This window comes from Chloracidobacterium sp. N (genome assembly GCF_018304765.1).
GTDB lineage: Bacteria > Acidobacteriota > Blastocatellia > Chloracidobacteriales > Chloracidobacteriaceae > Chloracidobacterium > Chloracidobacterium aggregatum.
Map to the genome: position 1 here is coordinate 746,181 of NZ_CP072643.1, position 16,717 is coordinate 762,897.

10 protein-coding genes are annotated in these 16,717 nt (G+C 59.8%); 3 read left to right on the forward strand and 7 right to left on the reverse strand.

Annotated features, from left to right (window positions below):
• Window positions 1–925: 925 nt before the first annotated feature.
• Both J8C05_RS14125 and J8C05_RS14130 read left to right on the forward strand, forming a co-directional pair.
• Window positions 926–1,714 (forward strand): 3',5'-cyclic-nucleotide phosphodiesterase, encoded by a 789-nt coding sequence (locus J8C05_RS14125; protein WP_211423394.1) that lies wholly within the window; start codon window positions 926–928, stop codon window positions 1,712–1,714.
• A gap of 89 nt (window positions 1,715–1,803) precedes the next feature.
• A complete protein-coding gene (locus J8C05_RS14130) occupies window positions 1,804–3,891 on the forward strand; it encodes an adenylate/guanylate cyclase domain-containing protein (RefSeq protein ID WP_211423395.1) in 2,088 nt (695 codons plus the stop codon).
• A gap of 668 nt (window positions 3,892–4,559) precedes the next feature.
• On the opposite strand, the gene cas2 is transcribed toward J8C05_RS14130, so the two are convergent.
• The 7 genes from cas2 to cas7g form a co-directional block, all read right to left on the reverse strand.
• On the reverse strand, window positions 4,560–4,856 hold the full coding sequence (gene cas2, locus J8C05_RS14135) for a CRISPR-associated endonuclease Cas2 (RefSeq protein ID WP_014101551.1): 297 nt from the start codon (window positions 4,854–4,856) through the stop codon (window positions 4,560–4,562).
• A gap of 27 nt (window positions 4,857–4,883) precedes the next feature.
• The gene (gene cas4g/cas1g / locus J8C05_RS14140) at window positions 4,884–6,584 is read right to left on the reverse strand and encodes a CRISPR-associated endonuclease Cas4g/Cas1g (protein WP_211424023.1); all 1,701 of its coding nucleotides are present in this window, start codon (window positions 6,582–6,584) and stop codon (window positions 4,884–4,886) included.
• Window positions 6,575–7,828 carry an RNA-guided endonuclease InsQ/TnpB family protein gene (locus J8C05_RS14145; protein ID WP_459543845.1) on the reverse strand — a complete coding sequence of 418 codons (1,254 nt, stop codon included), beginning with the start codon at window positions 7,826–7,828 and terminating at the stop codon, window positions 6,575–6,577. The genes cas4g/cas1g and J8C05_RS14145 overlap by 10 nt, the downstream gene beginning before the upstream one ends.
• Before the next feature lie 403 nt (window positions 7,829–8,231).
• Window positions 8,232–9,143 carry a type I-G CRISPR-associated protein, Cas3-extension family gene (locus J8C05_RS14150; protein ID WP_211423397.1) on the reverse strand — a complete coding sequence of 304 codons (912 nt, stop codon included), beginning with the start codon at window positions 9,141–9,143 and terminating at the stop codon, window positions 8,232–8,234.
• A 41-nt stretch (window positions 9,144–9,184) separates the two neighbouring features.
• Window positions 9,185–12,256, reverse strand: coding sequence for a type I-G CRISPR-associated helicase/endonuclease Cas3g (gene cas3g, locus J8C05_RS15680; RefSeq protein WP_211423398.1), 3,072 nt, complete (start codon window positions 12,254–12,256; stop codon window positions 9,185–9,187).
• 3 nt (window positions 12,257–12,259) lie between these two features.
• Entirely contained in the window at window positions 12,260–13,810 is a 1,551-nt protein-coding gene (csb2, locus tag J8C05_RS14160) for a type I-G CRISPR-associated protein Csb2 (RefSeq protein ID WP_211423399.1), read from the reverse strand.
• 5 nt (window positions 13,811–13,815) lie between these two features.
• Window positions 13,816–15,135 (reverse strand): type I-G CRISPR-associated RAMP protein Csb1/Cas7g, encoded by a 1,320-nt coding sequence (gene cas7g, locus J8C05_RS14165; protein WP_211423400.1) that lies wholly within the window; start codon window positions 15,133–15,135, stop codon window positions 13,816–13,818.
• A gap of 391 nt (window positions 15,136–15,526) precedes the next feature.
• Between cas7g and J8C05_RS14170 the strand changes: the two genes are divergently transcribed.
• On the forward strand, window positions 15,527–16,594 hold the full coding sequence (locus J8C05_RS14170) for an HNH endonuclease (RefSeq protein WP_211423401.1): 1,068 nt from the start codon (window positions 15,527–15,529) through the stop codon (window positions 16,592–16,594).
• The last annotated feature ends 123 nt before the right edge of the window (window positions 16,595–16,717 follow it).

Consider the following 16,717-nt stretch of genomic DNA (forward strand, 5'->3'; position numbering starts at 1 on the left):
GTTCCAGTCCTCGCCTCCCAACCCGATGGCGGGATTGGGCAGGGGCATTTCCGTCCCACGGGCCGGAGCTTCGAGGCTGTTGGCAATGACGACAGTATAAAACGGCGGTGCCGTCCACGCTATCGTTACGCCTTCGTCGCGGGCGGCGCGGCGGCACGCCGGGTCAAAGGTTGGGATGCCCTTTAATTCATCATCATCAATTATCATTAATTAGTTAATGACGCCCAAAAGTCTTTTGTTTTCAATAGCTTACGGGCGAATTTTTATGTCAAAGGTCAATAGTGCCTCAACCTTGACCTTTGACATAAGAGCCAAAAAAGGGCCTTTTTTACGTCAAAGGTCAATAGTTTTATGTCAAAGGTCAATAGCGTTTACGTCAAAGGTCAATAGTTTTTATGTCAAAGGTCAATAGTTTTACGTCAAAGGTCAATAGCGCCGCGCAACGTTCGAGTCAAACCGACGCAAAAATGGCGGAAATTATGCCAACCACAAGATATTGTGGTGCACAAACGGGCGGATAGTGTTCATCTGAGGGTGTTTTCTTACGTCAAAGGTCAATAGTCTTACGTCAAGGGTCAATAGTTTTATGTCAAGGGTCAATAGTTTTATGTCAAGGGTCAATAGTTTTTATGTCAAAGGTCAATAGTCTTTATGTCAAAGGTCAATAGCCACAAGATATGGGTTTGACAACGGCTGTGCACGGTGCAACATGGCTGCGGAGTGTGGATTACCGGGGTGGGCTTCAAGTCGTACGTTGACTGGATTCCGGCGTGGGCTGGACCGGCGTTTTACGTCAAAGGTCAATATGGGGAGCTTGGCGATGCTCCCTGATGGGTGGGGGACGGCGGGGACACGGGACGCCTCGGCCGGAATGACCTTGTGGGGCAGGTTCGGCTGCCGTTCTACAACTGGGATGTGGTGGTTGGTGGCGGATGCCAAGGAGGAATGTGACATGCGTGTGCGGGTGTTGCCGAGCCTGACGGACCCACGGAGTCAGTTGCTGATTACGTTCGTCGTCAACGACTGCGTGGCAATTGATGCCGGGGCCCTGGCTTTCCATCTGACGGGGGAAGCCCTGTTGTCGGTGCAGGACATCGTGTTGACGCATGTCCATCTGGACCACATTGCTTCCCTGCCGTTCATTTTCTCGGAGATGTTTGCCAGCATTCGGACACCGGTGCGCATTCACGCCACGGCAGCCGACATCGAGCGGTTGCGCCGCCACATCTTCAACGATGTCATCTGGCCGGACTTCACCCGCCTGCGGAATGCGCATGGCGAGTTGCTGACCTTCGTGCCGTTCACCTGGCGGGAGCCGTTCAGGGTGGCCGGGTTGCGGCTGACGGCGATTCCGGTGACACACACGGTGGAAACGGCTGGTCTCATCATTGAGGATGGGCAGGGGCGGTGTGTTGCGTTTACCTCCGACACCGGCGTGACGGATGAATTCTGGGAAGCTCTCAATGCCCTGCCGCGGCTGGACGCTGTTTTTGTGGATGTTGCCTTTGACAACGCCAATGAGGTCGTGGCGAAGGCTTCATGTCATCTCTCGCCCCGCCTGCTGGTTGGCGAGTTGGCGAAGTTGCGGCGTCCCTCGCAGGTGCTGGCTGTGAATCTGAAACCTTTCTGCCGTGAGCAGGTACAGGATGAAGTCCGGGCGCTCGCGCTCCCCAACGTACGGGTGGCGGAACTCGACATGGACTATACCTGGTAGGGGGCGCTGGGACGGCTGAGGTGGTGGTGGCACGTTTCGGCGGTGGTGCTGCGGAGGATGACGCACCCGGGAAGAGAAGGTTTGAGCCTATGGAGTTTCCCAAACTGGTTGTGACGGGGCCAACGGCGAATGAGCGTGTGGACGAATGCCGGAAGTTTCCGCTGGTGATTGGGCGCGCCACCACCAGTGATGTCATTGTCGCGGATGAGCGGGCGTCCCGTTCGCACGCCAGGATTGAAGCCTTACCGGATGGGAACTACGAGTTGGTTGATCTGGGCAGCCGGAACGGCACGCTTCTCAATGGCAAGCTGGTGACGCGGCCGGTCTCTCTGAAGGATGGCGACAGCATTGGCATTGGCAGTCATACGTTGGTATTTCGGCTGCCGGCGCCGCCGGTGAACATTCGTTATGACGACACACCGATTACCGGGACGGTCCGCTTGCAGAAGGCGGCGGCACTGCTGGCGCTGGGGCGTTCGGGGGAGGTGACGGGGAAGCCGTCGAGCAGTTTCCGGGCCGTGGCACCGCCGCCCGCGCAGAGCATTCCGGTCAGCGCCGAAGAACTGCACCTTTTGAAAAAGCGCAGCCAGATTCTCAGTCTCTTTTACGACTTCAACAAACGGGTTGCGCGCGAGTTTGACAAAGCGGCCATCTATGCCGAGGTTGCCCGGCAGGTTTTTGAAATCTCGAATGCGGGGCGGCTGCTGATTGGCAAGCGGGGGTTGGATGATCAGCCGATGATTGAGTGGGCCACATACCGCGATGACGTCACGCGTGCGGCTTACGGGAAGATGCCTGTCAGCCGCAGTGTGATTCGGAAGGTGATGCAGGAGCGGGTTTCACTGCTGAGCCGGGACATGACGGACGTCAAGGGCACGGCCATTCTGGGCATCCAGTCTCTGATGTGTGTGCCGATGCTCGGTCAGGAAGAGGGTCCGCTGGGTGTGATTTATGCCGACAGTTTGCATCGGGATGGTTTTACGGAAGACGATGTGGATTACCTGACGGGTTTGGCTTCGACGGTGGCACTGACGTTGGAGAGCCTCATGGCCCATGAACGTCTCCTGCATGAAGAAGCCGCGCGAACGGCTTACCGGCGCTTTCTGCCGCCGCACGTTGTCGATCAGATTATGAAGGACCCGGACAGCCTGCAACTTGGCGGCACAAACCAGGTGGTGACGACGCTGTTTGCAGACATCCGGGGTTTCACCACGCTTTCCGAGCGCAAGTCGCCGCAGGAAATCGTTGCCATTTTGAACAACTACTTTGAACGGGCGGCGACGGCCATTTTTCGGCACGGGGGGTCGCTCGACAAGTTCATTGGCGACGGCATCATGGCGTTATTTGGGGCGCCTCAGCCCAGTGAGCGTGACCCAATCAATGCTGTCCAAGCGGCGATTGCCCTGCAGGAAGTCATCGAGCAGGTCAATGCCGACCTAAAAGCTAGGGGATCAGACCTGCGGTTGAGTATTGGCATCGGCATCAACACCGGGGAGGTGACGGCGGGTTACATTGGTTCCCGCCAGCGTACGGATTACACCGTCATTGGAGATGCCGTGAACCTGGCGGCGCGGTTGGAGTCCAATGCCAAACCGGGTGAAATCCTGATTGGGGAGACAACCGCCCAGTGTTTGAAGGCGTTGCTTCAGACCGGTTTTGAGTTTGGGGAAGAGGAACGGGAGTTTGCTTTTGTTCCGCTGGGTGGTTTGAAGGTCAAGGGAAAGCTGCGGGAGGTCAACGTGTATCGCCTTTTGTGGGGCGAGGAACTCGTTTCAGCGAAAGGTGAGGTGGACAAGCGGGGCGATGGCGATGGCGAACACACGTTTTTTCACAGCACGGCAAAAAACCTGGTGTTTGTGGAACATGAGACACTTTTGCGGCCCCGTCAGGGGTGGGCGACAGTGCGGCGTGAACCGCGCCGGAAGCTTACGGTCCGGGTGGTTGTTGCTGGAACGGACCTCAGCGGCCGGTCTTTTGAGCAGGAAACGGAGACGGTGGATGTCAGCCAGTCAGGTGCCTGTGTTCGGCTGGCGCAGCCGATGGCCATTCCATCACCGCTCACCGTTTCGGTGCCGGATTATGGTTGGCGTGGAGAGGCGATTGTACGGACGATTGCCCGGGATGAACAGGGGTATCTGACCGGCATCGAGATTATCGGCCAGGCCCCGCACTGGTAGGGGTTGGACGTTCTCGTAAACTCCTGCTTTGCTCCATTGAAGCCTTGCAAAGGTTTCAATGGAGCTGCTTTTTTTTCAAAGCGGAAAACGGGGTAGGAAATAGCGGACAGGGGGTAGGAAATAGTGGAGCTTCGATAGGGCTGCTTTTTTCAAAGCGGAAAACTATTTTCTATTCCCTGTCCACTATCTGCTATGTCCGCGCTTCAATGGAGCCGCTTTTTTTCAAAGCGGAAAACGTTCGGGCGCAGGAGGCCGGATTATATCCGGCAGAAGGCTTCAATGGAGCCGCTTTTTTTCAAAGCGGAAAACTCGTGTCATGGGTCTTGAAAAAGACCCCTTGAATTGCTTCAATGGAGCCGCTTTTTTTCAAAGCGGAAAACTACCCGCGTCAGAGGTGCGCGTCCTCTGACGCGCACTCCGCTTCAATGGAGCCGCTTTTTTTTCAAAGCGGAAAACCGCACTCTCACAAGTCCCTTGCTTTCAAAGACCTGCAGGGTATCTTGCGAGCGGCGGAGAGTTTGTACCCACGAAACCCGGATCGCGTCAACCCTGTTTTTGTAAACTCAAGCCACATAAGCCCCTAAGTCCTGCGAGCGGCTCCCGCACCACACGGCACCACCCCGCCTCTCGCACAGACCCCACACGTCACCACTCTAAGCCAATGAACGCTATACAACAACCGTGATGCGCTCCGTCGGCGCCACTTCCAAAGGCTTCCCAAGCGCCTCGATGCAAGTCCGGCCACGCCCGTCCACCGGACCAACATCCACCAGCATAATCCGATCCTCACGCTGGTTGATTACTTCGGTCACCGCCATCAACAACAGGACACGCTCCGTCGCCGACAAATCACACCGAAAAACCGAATACTGCAAGGGATCGCCAAATCCACGCATAATCCGATAGACCTGACGCCACCGCTTCGGATTGGCAATGTCATAGCAAACAATGTACCGACTCCGCATCGAACCCTCTCCTGGTTTTTCCACCCGTCAGCGAGTGACAAAGGGAATGTAGCGTGGAATTTCACCCATCAGCGTACGCGCCAGAAGTCGCGCCTGAATTTCAAAAATCCGCCGATAGCTGACCTGATAGTTGAAAACCGGATGTGTGACCAACTGATCCAGCCGACGCTCAAAAGCCTCGATGAAGGTCTTTCTACCACGCGGTGTCAATGCCACTGCTTCGCCCCGCTGGATGAAATCCGAAGGCCCGATTTCACCATTGTTGATAACCGTGATGACTACCGAATCCGCTACCAAAGGGCGAAACTCCTCCATCAGGTCAAGAGCCAAAGCCGGTCTTCCATAGCGCGGCTGGTGGTAAAAACCAAGGTGAGGATCAAAGCCAACGCCAATGACGGCCACCATCATTTCCTTGACCAAAAGACTGTACGCAAAGGAAAGCAAGGCATTGACCGGGTCCTTGGGCGGACGCCGGTTGCGCCCGGTAAAATCAAATGGCGGCTCATTGCCCGGCTTGAACATTGCCGGGAAATGACGGAAATACTCGCGCGCTGCATTGCCCTCAATTCCCAAAAGCGAAGACAGTTCCTCACACCTCTCAACTGCACCACGCGAGGCCGCCAACTGGGACAACACATCTGGATCAAGTTGACGCCCATTTCGCCGCAAAAGAAGACGGCTGTTACGGATTTTTCCACTTACAAAAGCCTTCGCCAGCCTGAGACAAAACTCCGGATTTCCGGCCGCCTGAAACTGCCGCTGACGTAATTCAATGTTTTTGTGTGGTGGGGCCGTCGTCACAGCCTGCAACCAGCCACCATAGCTCAGGTGCAAGACGGGAACCTCCCGGTTCACCAAAGCCCGAAGTGCCTGCGCCGAAATCTGTACGTTGCCAAAAAGGTTGACCTGGCTGATTTCAACCAACCGCACCGCATCTACGGCCTGTCCTTTGTCGCGGATTTCAAGTACGGTGCCATTGAGGCCTAACGCATAACCCTGACCCTGAACATAGACGGCCTTGTTGTCGTCACGCGCCGGTACCAGTCGCCGTACTTCCCTGCCGGTTGGAACCGGCAACGCGACTTCAGCCGCTTCGGCTGCAGACGGTAGAACCGTTGCTGCCGTGGCTTCTGAAGCCCTGTCATCAACCTTGTCATCGCCGCGCAGGAAATTGATTTCATCCGGCAGACAAATACCGACCAGAGAACAGCGTGGGCACTTGTTGGAGTTGACCAACGGCGGAGGTATCGTACCGGAAACCGCCAAAGCCCGCGCCGCTGCCAAAAGCTGCTTTGTCCGCGCGATGAGAACCGGCGTGAAATCCACCCGGACACGGGTTTTATCGGCTGCGTAGTAGATAATCCCATAACCAGAGCGATAGCCATTGGCGCGCAGCAAAAGCCCCTGCAAACAAACCTGAATGCGCTCCGGTTCCCAAGCGCCTTCCAGCAGGTCCGGCGCGGCACCCCGTTTGTAATCCACCGGCACCACCTGCCCGTCGTCACTTTCAAGCAGGTCAATCACCGCCACAGCGCCAAGCTCCGGGCAGCCAACCTCCACCGAACGCGCATGGATTTTGCTCTCCGCCGTGATTTCGGCCGGCACCGGCGCCGGCCCGCCCGGCCGATCAACGCGCCGATGGACAAAACGTCCTTCCAGAACGTCAACATTCTCCGCCCACTCACGCTGTACATACTCAAGTTGACATACTCCCCTGCCTAAAGGCAGGGGATTCTTGTTCCTGGTTCTGCGAGCGCACTTACTTCATCAGGTTGCCCCTCTAAAGCAGCGGTGCATCTCTCCCCAAGCGTTCCCTCTTTCGAGGCAGTTCCCTTTTGCCCAAAGGTACTGTTTTGCCACTCCATTCCCAAGATGCTTAGTCCCTTCTTGAGGATGTTCAAAGCCGCATTCCGGTCTCTGTCTGATTCAAATCCACATTGAGGACAACTATGGGTTCTGGTGGCCAAGGTTTTTACTACCATACGCCCACAGTTACTACAGTCCTGTGTGGTGTACTGCGGTGGTACGCTGACGACTGCCTTGTCCCACACCTTGCCGTAGTAGTCCAGCCACGCAGTGAATTGAGACCAGCCAGCATCATGAATGGATTTGGCAAGATGATGATTTTTGACCAGGTTCTTCACCTGCAAGTCTTCGTACACCACGACATCGTGAGATGCCACCACGCACCGGGCTAACTTAATCACCCAGTCTTTACGCTGGCGTTGGACTTTCAGATGTGCTTTGCCCAGTCTTTTCTTTTGCTTGTGGTAGTTCCTGGATTGAGGTTTCGCCCCTTTCCTGAACTTCCTGCTCAACCTGCGCTGGTGGCGCTTTAGCCGCTTCTCTGCTTTCCGCAGATACTTGGGACACTCTACAGGGTTGCCGTTCTGGTCGGTGTAGAAAGCCTTCAAGCCCAAGTCAATGCCAATCACATTGCCTGTGTATGCTCCCCGCTCTTTGCGCTCCACATCCAGGCAGAACTGGGCATAGTACCCATCTGCCCTGCGTATCACCCGCACCCGATTGATTTTGCAGTTCAGGATATGGTGTCTTGCCTCACCATTGCAGTACAAGGCGAATGTTCCTGCGTTGAAGCCGTCGGTGAACGTGATGGACATGCCGTCAGGAGACAGCTTCCAGCCGGACAGCTTGTACTCGACCGACCGACAGTTCTTCTTGAACTGCGGATAGCCTTTCCTGACCGCCTTGTTTCTGCAGTTGGTATGGAACCGGGAAATGGAAGCCCAGGCTCGCTCTGCACTTGCCTGCCTTGCCGCTGAGTTTAACTTCCTGGCAAAGTCAAACTCTTTGGCCAGGTCTTTGCAGTGGGCATAGAGAACAGCTTTGTTGACGCTCTTGTTGTCCATCCAGTACCGCACACATTTGTTTCTGACAAACTGTGTGGTACGGATGGCTTCATCCAGAGCGTGATACTGCTTTGCTGTCCCGTTGAGTAGCTTGGCTTCCATGACTCTCATACTGCTATTTTATCACAGGTTTGGCTTGATAAAACAGCGTGCGCCTTATATCCCTGCCCTAAAGTGCAGGGCTTTACGGCGTTTTTTCGGTAAAACAGACGTGGGCAGTACACATACTCATTGAGCATCCGGGCCGGAATGAGGTCCGGTGTGGCAAGGAAGTTTTCTTTCATAGGCTTTCAAATTTTGTGAAGTGGTTCTGCGGACAGGATACCCGCGCTTCGAGATATGCGGGCGAGACGCCCGCACTCCCAGGCTTTCACGCGGGCGAGACGCCCGCACTCCCAGGCTTTCACGCAGGCGAGACGCCCACACTCCCAGGGATGCTCACACTCCCAGGCTTTCACGCGGGCGAGACGCCCGCGCTCCCAGGGATGCCCGCGCTCCCAGGGGATTAGGCGATCTTGCGCGCCGGCGTGAAGTTCGGTGTCTTGCCGACCAAAATCCGCCGTACGCGATACACCGCCGCAATCCCCATGTGACGCAACCGCCGCCGGTCGCTCTCCCCGATGGGATCATCCTGAAGTGGCGCCAACGCCAGCAGGGAAGGGATGAGATCAGGCGGAACAAAGGGCGTCCAGATGGGCCACGTCCACCGCGTCTCCCGGCTGCCAAACCCGCTGAATCCAAGCGTTTTGAGCGCGCCACCCACAGGCCAGACGGTGAACCACGCAAACGCCTCAATTGCCAACCGGTTGGCACCCAACATCGTGCCCCGCCGCCTGCGGGTCGGGTCGCCAGAGGGCTTATGCCACTGATAGGCATGCCGCCGGTCCTCCGAAGGGTCGAGATGTAGGGATTGATTGTCCATCGGGTCGGCGTAATCCCACGGCTTGAACAGCGTCCGGTCCAGATGACTGCGCGTGGTTCTTCCCAAAATGGACTCGATATTGCCTACGTGATAATCCCGGCGCGTTGTCTGAAGCTGGCTCGTCGCCTCTGCCGGCGCCAGATTGCTGGCGATCGCGGCCAGAAAATCAGCCTCCCGACGATGACCAACAGCCGCTGCCTGACGTACCTGCAAAAACACATTCCCCGGCTGTTGTTTGACTTCTTCGTAAAGCCGCGCCGGATGCTGGTTCAGTGACTTGACCAGCGTTTTATCCAGCCGGTCCAGCAGGTCGGCCTGACGGATTGGCGCTGAGCTGCCCAGTTGGGCTACCCACCCGCCCTCGTCAGTCGTCCACGCCAGACACAAATCCGGCAGGCATTCCCGCAAAGCATTCACCAGCCCCAGCGCCGCCAGAAAACCCAGCGGCGTTGTGCCATCCAATCCGCGCAACACAATGTGGTGATTCGGTGTCATCGGTTTCTCCCAAGTCAGTCAAAAGCCATTTCCTCTCCCGGTCATGACACAAGACCGGCTTCTTCATCGGCGCTGGACTGGTGGTCAGCCAGGCGCAGAATCGTCTCCAGATACGCCGCGCCCCACCAACCGAAACGGCGCTGCATCCGCCAGAAACGCGCGCCAATGCCCGAATCGAGCCGGTGCGGCGGCGCTTTTTCACGCCAGGCATGCGATACCGCCACGGTGTACGACTGGCCCAAAAGCTCGGCCGTGAGGGCAACGTCAGGCGCTTCGAGGTCCACCACGACCGGGGCCAGCGGGCGGCCCCGTCCGTGGTGTGTGCCAATGAGGTAAAGGATGAGATCGAGTTCAGTCCCTGCGGGCGGGACGCCCACATTCCCAGGCTCTGCGGGCAGGATGCCCGCGTTCCCAGGCTTTGCGGGCGGGACGCCCACACTCCCAAGGAGGGTTTCCAACATCTGCACTGAAAGCATCTCGTGCCGGAAACCGGCCGGCAGCCCGGCCCGCTCGTGCGCCTGCCGCCGTTCGAGCGGCGTCAATGGCAAGCCGTCCGACTTGGCCAGCAAACCCAGCGGGGAAGCCCCCAGCAGCCAGGTTTCCGTCCGGTCAGCACGCTGCAAAAGCGCCTGGAAGCGTTCATCCGCCTTGCCCCAGTCGTGGGCCTCGGCCGCCGCCAGAAACACTTCCTCCCGAATGTTCAGCGGCAGCGCCCGTACCGTACGCTGGATTTCATCCCGGACATGCCGGCTGTGCGCCGCCAGCGTCACCGGCTCGGCGCTGGCAATCCAGGAACGCTCATCTTCGCCTTCGTCCATCAGCGGCAGCGACCAGTCCGCCCTCCCGGCCAGTCGCTTCCGGGTGGTCAGCACGTAGCCCCGGCCGTCCGGGTAAGGCGTACGAAGCAGGCCCAGCTTTGGGTCAGCCAACTGGTGCAGCGCCGTGCGCAGGGCGTCAGCCGGCCAGTGCTGAGGCAACTTGTCTTCCGCTCCGGTTTGCAGGTCGTCAGCCAGAGCGCGCAACGCTTCGCGCCAGTCCTCCACCCCGAACACGGTTTCCGGCTCGGTCAGGCGGGTGAAGAGTTCCTGCAGAGCCGGCCACTCGCGGTCAAAAAGATGTGGGTGCAGCCGTACGACAGGGCGGTTGCGGGCTGTCACAGAAGCAGCTTCGGCTACATCTGGCGAGGCGTCCGCCGGCAGATGTCCCAACACCTCCCAGCCGCCGGCCGCCACCGGCAGGATCAGGGTATCGCCCGGATGCAGGTCACCCACTGCCGTCAAAAGCCGGTTGTCCGCCAGACCACGCCACAGCAGGCCACGGCGCTCAGGCTTGACGGCACTTCCGTCTGTAGCTTCCGGTTTGGCATCCGTCCCGGCTGTTTCGCCGCCAAGCTCCAAAAGGTCAGCCGCATCGTCTTTGCCAGTCTCCTCCGCACCGGTCAGCCACCGGCGCACCACCGACATCGGTACGGTCATGCACTCGGTTGCCGTCGGCGGCAGCAGGCTGACGACTTCACTCCAGTCATCCGGCGGAAAAGCATCGAGGTCAGCCCGCCAGCACACCTGCACGTCCGGTTCGCCGGGCTGCGGGCCATGCAGCAACTGCGCCACGTTGGGTTCCAGCGCCGGGCGGGGACTCGTCTGGCAGAGCAAGTCCAGATGCGCCGGCAGCAGCACCGCAGGTTCGCGCCGGGCGGCAGGCGCCAGACATTCCACGGGCAGCCCCTGGCCGTTCAGGTAAGCGTCAAAAGCGTCAATGCCAAAATTCACGTTTTTGGATTGCCCCCACTTGGTAAGCCATTCCCAGGTTTTGGGCAGGGCGTCGCCATAGACAGGATCGGGCTTTTTGGGATTGAGCGCCTTTACTTCGATGAACACCACGGCCAAGGCTGCAATGGGCCGACCGCGGCGGTTGAGCCGTCCGAACCGCTGCCGGAGCGCGTCCAGTGAGGCGCATTCCGTCAGCAGCACGTCAAAGTCATAGTCGGCGCCGACTTCAAGGCACTGGGTCGCCACCACAAAGCTGAGCTGCGCGCTTTCGTCAGGCCGGTTAGGGCCAATGAGCGGAATCAAGCGCCGCTGCTGGGCGTCGCGGTCAACCGGACGCATCGGGCCGATGACGAGTTCCACCGGGGCATCGGGAAAGGCTTCGCAGAGCAGCCGGTGGACGGCGCGGGCCGTCGCCACCCGGTTGACAATGATGCCAACAGCCGCTTTGCCCAGTTGACCGGCTTCCGCCATCGCCTCGGCTTCAGAAACAAGGTCTTTCGGAAGATCGGAGACAACCCTGAGCTGCACCAGTTTGTCAGCACCCAGAACGGCAGCCAGGCGTGGCGTGCGCCGGTCGGTATGGTCCAGTCGGAAGGCCGCCTGGCCGGCGGCTTTGGGCGGCGTCGCCGTCATGGCCACGAGCCGAAAAGGGGACACACCGATGGCTTCTTCTGCCCACCGCTGCGGGTCAAGGTAGTCCCGGACGGCATCCAGGGTTTGCTGGAAAGGTTTGCTGATGTGGGCTTCATCGAGAAACACCAGGCTGTCGTAGGCGGCCAGACTGGCGTGAATCGGAGCCGCGTGGGCCGAAACACCGTAGCCGCGAAAGAGCAGCCGCGAGCCAAACTGGTCAATGGTTGTGCAGACCACCATGGGCTGCGTCACCGACCGGGCCCAGCGATTGTCGCGGTACAGACCGCCGCGCAGTTCCAGCACATCGAGCGGTGGCGCGCTTTCCGGGCGGAGGGTTGAAAGCTGCCGCAAAGCCGCCGCAACCTTGTGCAGCGTCGGCCACCGGGTCGGGGAAGCTTCCGCTTCCAGCAGTCTCCCGGCCAGGCGCAGGGCCCGCTCGTAAGCGGCATCCACAATGACGCGCCGGTTGACGCAAAAAAACACCCGGCGCGCGGCCGTGCGCGCCGGCGGTTCCAGCGCCGCCTGACAGGCGAGAGCGAACACGGCAATGTCAATCACGGCCGTTTTGCCGCTGCCGGTGGGCAGATCGAGCACCGGCGGCCAGGTTCCAGCTACGGCTGCGGCCGCCAGTCGCCGCTGCCACGGGTAGGGATCACAGTCGTGAGCTTCGCGGAAAAAAGCGTCAAAGTCGTCAATACCAACCTGCGTCATGGGCTAGCTCCGTTTGGGAACAAAAAAATCGAGGGGTTTGAACAGGCCGTAGCCGAGAAAGCGGCCAGCGCCGAGCAGAACCGGGCCAACGACCGGCTCGGCAAAACGCAAGAAGACATGAACCTGTGGCTTTGCAGCGCGTGCGCCTTTGAGCAGGTAGGGGGGAAATCCGTCGCCCAGCCTGGCCTGCGCCGGCGGGGAAGCGCCGCGCACGGGACGCTCTTTGGCAATGGCGCGGGGAGCACCCGGAGTCCAGGCCGTTGTGCCGAAGTCAATTTCAACCGGCTCCGGCAGCCCGGCGTACTGGCAGGCCTCAAAGAGAATGGAGCCGACTTCGTATTCCCAGTTGGCGCGCTCGGTCAGGCGGTTGGCTTTGGGGAAGCGGTCGAGCACGACCGGCGTCACGCTGGCCCAGCGTTTGGCTCCACGGGGAAAGGCCGTCCAGGTTTCAGGCTGGAGCGTGAGGCGGGTGTCGTCCCAGGCACGCTTGCGCAGCACCCAGACGCCCAGCCGGCCGAGCCGGAGACTGACATCCGCCGGCTTGCCCTGCTGGTTGACAAAGAGCGGCCCGATGACGCGGCCGCGCTCGCGGCGGTCAATCTCCGTGGGGAACGCCAGCGCCACGCCGAGCAACCGCCCATCAGCATATTCGTAGCCCACGAAAGGCAGAGGGAGCAGCGCCAGATGTCCGCGCCCGTCGGCCAGCGGTTGGCCCTGGGCGTCATGGCCGCTCACCCATGCCGGCGGCGGCTGCGGGCAGTGCGCCATCAGGGTGTCCCGGAGCGCCTGCATCACCTGAAGGCTGGCGGTGACCGGCAGCGCCGGGCCGTCAACTTGTGTCAACACCAGAAGGTCGCGGTCGAAAACCGTTGTGTTGGTCATAGGCGGCGGTGTGAAGGTGGCGGCACGATACCCGGCGGCCAGACCGACCAGCGGACGCCGGCCAGCCTGAAACGTTTCCCGCAGGCGTTCGAGTGAAGGTCCCTGGAAGATACGGCGGAGGTGCAGGTCAGCCAACCCGCTGTCCGCCTCTTCCGTCGGCAGCCAGCCAGCAAAGCTGTCCTCCGGTGTGGGCGGTCTTTCGGCGACCCACATCTGCACCAGTGAAGCCGAGTGTCCGAGGCGCGTCACCCTGGCGCAGAGCTGCGTCAGCGCCGGTCGGTAGCGGTCGCTGTCCGGGGCTTCCGGCCAGTGCAGGAAGCATGGCCGGTCGCCAACCCAGACCGCCGGAAATGTGCGCGGCTGCTTGCTGCGTGCCAGCGGGGCGGATTGCAGCAGGGCCGTGCCTTCGGCCTTGTCGTTGACCGGCACGTAGGCGGTGACAACGTGCCGGCGGCCGCCAGCCTGGACAGGAAGCCACACCTGCGGGTCAGGCAGCGTGCGCAGCCACTCCAGCGCCTGACCTTCGGCGGGGTCCTCGCCGGTCTCGAAAAAGGCGGCCGCCAGCGCCAGCCACACCCGCGCCGGATGTGGCGGCCACTCCGGGGCGTCGCGCCGCGCCGGGTCGGTGGCGCGGGCGTAGCCCGTCAGGTAGGTCCAAGCCAACGTCAGCATGGCGGTTACTCCTCCTGGGTTCCCTGGCTCTGCGCCAGTTGTTGGCTTTTGACGACGAGCTTGACGAGTTCCGGCGCCGGCTGAAGCTGGAGCGGGGTGGTGCGCCACGGAAGGCCACACTTCCGGGCTTCGTCAACGGCTTCCATGAACAGCCGGAGCGCGGCTTCCGCATCGAGAACGATGTCTGACTGAATTTCACCGGGGCGGCCCAGCAGTTCCCACTTCAACGGCTCCTGCGGCCAGAGCAGGCAGCGGGAACGCAAATCCAGCCCGGCGTCGTCGGCCAGAATGGCCGCACAGAGGCCCAGCGCCGCCAGTACGGTCCACGCCGCTTCATCGGCCTTGGGGTTGTGCTGACCATTGATGGGGAAGCGGAGCCGGCGCAGGGCCGGCAGCGACAGGACGATGCTCTGTTCGGCGTAGTCAATGGTGACGCCGCCGCCCAGGAATTCACCCTGCCGGTCACGTTCGGAGATGGTTGGGGTGACATTGCCGTGATTGGCTTCTGAAGGGCGTCCGGTGGCTTCTGAAGTGCGTCCGGTACCGAGCAGAACGTGCCTGCCCTTGTTGTCCTTGACGGCTTTCCCAGGGTCAAGCGTCCATCCGAGCGGTTCGGTGGGCGGCGTCCGGTACAGCGGCCCGGCCTTGAGCTGGATGCCCAGCGGGTCAATCCGGCTGCTGGTTTTCGCGCCCAGAACGGCGTTGATGCCCACGATCTCGCTCACCATGGCGCGCTCGAATTTGGCGCCCAGGCCGCCTTTGGGGCCGGTGGAATCCCACATGCCAAACAGAAGCGCTGTTGGGCACAGCTCGAACAAAGGCGTGGCATGGTGGGCTGCCGCTTCACGAAGCCGGCGTCCATAGGAGGATTCCTGCTTGACGTTGGACGAACGAAACGGCTTCCCCTGTTCTTGAATCACGACGCTGTCGCGCAGGATGGCATCCACGATGCGGTGTGGGGCCTGCAGGGACGACACCCTGCCGATGGGTTCCAGAAGCCGCATGTCTTCCGGCTGGCCATTGCCGGGGAAGTAGGGCGTGAAATCCACTTCGACCAGGGGAAGGGCAAGGCGGCCGTCATCCACGGCCTGCTGGAGTGCCTCTTCCATGCGGTTGGCCTGGGATTGCACGGAATCCATCAGGACGCAGCGTACCGGATGGTCGTAACCCGGCATCCGGCGTTCTTCGAGGGCGTAGCGTCCGCCTTCGTAGGTTGGGGGAAAGACCTTGGTGCCAGGGCCGCCAGCCGGTTGGAGACGAAGACGGCAGCGCAGGGCCGTCGCCGTGCGGACGGCCTGCTGGAGTTGCTGAAGTGAAAGTGACATAGCGTTGACCTCGCTGGGTTTGGATTCGGCTGCCGACAGCAGCCAGTCCGATATGGTAGGGACGACAGTGGACAAGAACGGGGCAACGTCCTAAGCTGTCCGCCACAGGTTCAAAGCATCAGCCGCAACGGTTGGGCGTACGCAAAGGCCACGCCCGCCGGGGTCGTGCTGTGCGACAAAAGCTTTCAGGCTGAGGCGGGGAGAAAACCGATACGGGCTGAATCCAAAGGAAAGTGGTCGCTGGCTAACTGTGTTTTGAGCCGACAGCGCCTTCGGTACCGGGCTTGTGGTACTCCGGCGACAGCACCCTTTCCGGTACATTGCCTGACACTGCATCAAGCGGGATGCACCGCAAACGGCACGTCCCTTGCGCCAAGCGTCAGCCATTACAATGAGCGTTCAAGCACTCTCAGACATTACATTCGATGAGCAGGATGCCAATCTCTTTCTCGTTGACGACGCTCAACTGCGGGCGGATGCGCTCAAACACTCAGTTTTGCCGCGCCTGCGCGTGGTGATGAACGTCGCAATTGCCTGCATCCGCGAGATTTACGGTATCGAGGCGCTTGAAGATTCCATCGTCAGCGTCTATCCCAACTTCCGGCAGAAGCGTGACCGGGAACTGCTCATCAAGTATGAATCCGTCTTTGTCGGTCTCGGTGGGCAGCGCAAAGCCAAGTGGCCGGGCTTTGCGCGCAAAGATGGAAAACCCGTTCAAATCCTGCCCTTCCGATTTGCTTTTGTGCTTGACCAATATGGCGTTTTCACCGTTTTGGAGAATGCGTGGTTGAAGGGACTTGACACGCGATCTTTTGAAATGCTGCTCCGCTTTCACATTGATAACGAACACAAGGTCAATCCCTTGTGTTTCGCGTCGGGCATGGCACCGGGTATTCCGTACTTGGAAGACTTGCCGCTCCTTGCACCACTCCGTGACGAATATCAACTCCGGTTGAAGCATAAGCTCTATGACAATCATTTCCTCGGTCACACTTATCACTTCCCGGTATCGGGAGACACTCTGGAGCAAATAGTGAATCGCTTCGCTTATTTCTTCCCCGTTTATGATTCATATATCCAGATGGCAAAAGGTTTGCCGATCCGGCTTGATGCACTTGTTGCGAAGCTGTCTGCCTGGCTGGAACGGGAGCTGGAGGAAACTGAGGAACAAACTGAATTGCCAGTGCCGGAAACGCTTGGAGTCCATGCTGCCCGGGCGGCAGAATCGAAAGTCCGCGTCATGCCTGCAATGCGCTGGCAGGTGTTCCAGCGGGATCAATGGAGATGTGTTGCCTGTGGGCGAAGTTCACACGATGGAGCCATACTCCACGTTGACCACATCATTCCCCGCTCACGCGGTGGTCTTGATGCGCTCGAAAACTATCAGACACTCTGTGACATTTGTAACATTGGAAAAAGCAACAAGGATGCCACAGACCTGCGTAACAGGAAGGGCTGACAACCGCTTCAAAAGGGACGCGCCGACAGTCAGTTTCGCCGTCTGTTTCCGCGCCACTTTAGTGGACAGGAACGGGGCAACGTCCTAATCTATCCGCCACAGGTTCAAAACAGCCGCCGCAAC

Bases quoted from the DNA above. Each gene is read 5' to 3' on its own strand.
- J8C05_RS14145 (WP_459543845.1), bottom strand. From the start codon at position 7,828: ATGGAAGCCAAGCTACTCAACGGGACAGCAAAGCAGTATCACGCTCTG.
- J8C05_RS14170 (WP_211423401.1), top strand. From the start codon at position 15,527: ATGAGCGTTCAAGCACTCTCAGACATTACATTCGATGAGCAGGATGCC.
- cas2 (WP_014101551.1), bottom strand. From the start codon at position 4,856: ATGCGGAGTCGGTACATTGTTTGCTATGACATTGCCAATCCGAAGCGG.
- cas7g (WP_211423400.1), bottom strand. From the start codon at position 15,135: ATGTCACTTTCACTTCAGCAACTCCAGCAGGCCGTCCGCACGGCGACG.
- cas3g (WP_211423398.1), bottom strand. From the start codon at position 12,256: ATGACGCAGGTTGGTATTGACGACTTTGACGCTTTTTTCCGCGAAGCT.
- J8C05_RS14150 (WP_211423397.1), bottom strand. From the start codon at position 9,143: ATGACACCGAATCACCACATTGTGTTGCGCGGATTGGATGGCACAACG.
- J8C05_RS14130 (WP_211423395.1), top strand. From the start codon at position 1,804: ATGGAGTTTCCCAAACTGGTTGTGACGGGGCCAACGGCGAATGAGCGT.
- csb2 (WP_211423399.1), bottom strand. From the start codon at position 13,810: ATGCTGACGTTGGCTTGGACCTACCTGACGGGCTACGCCCGCGCCACC.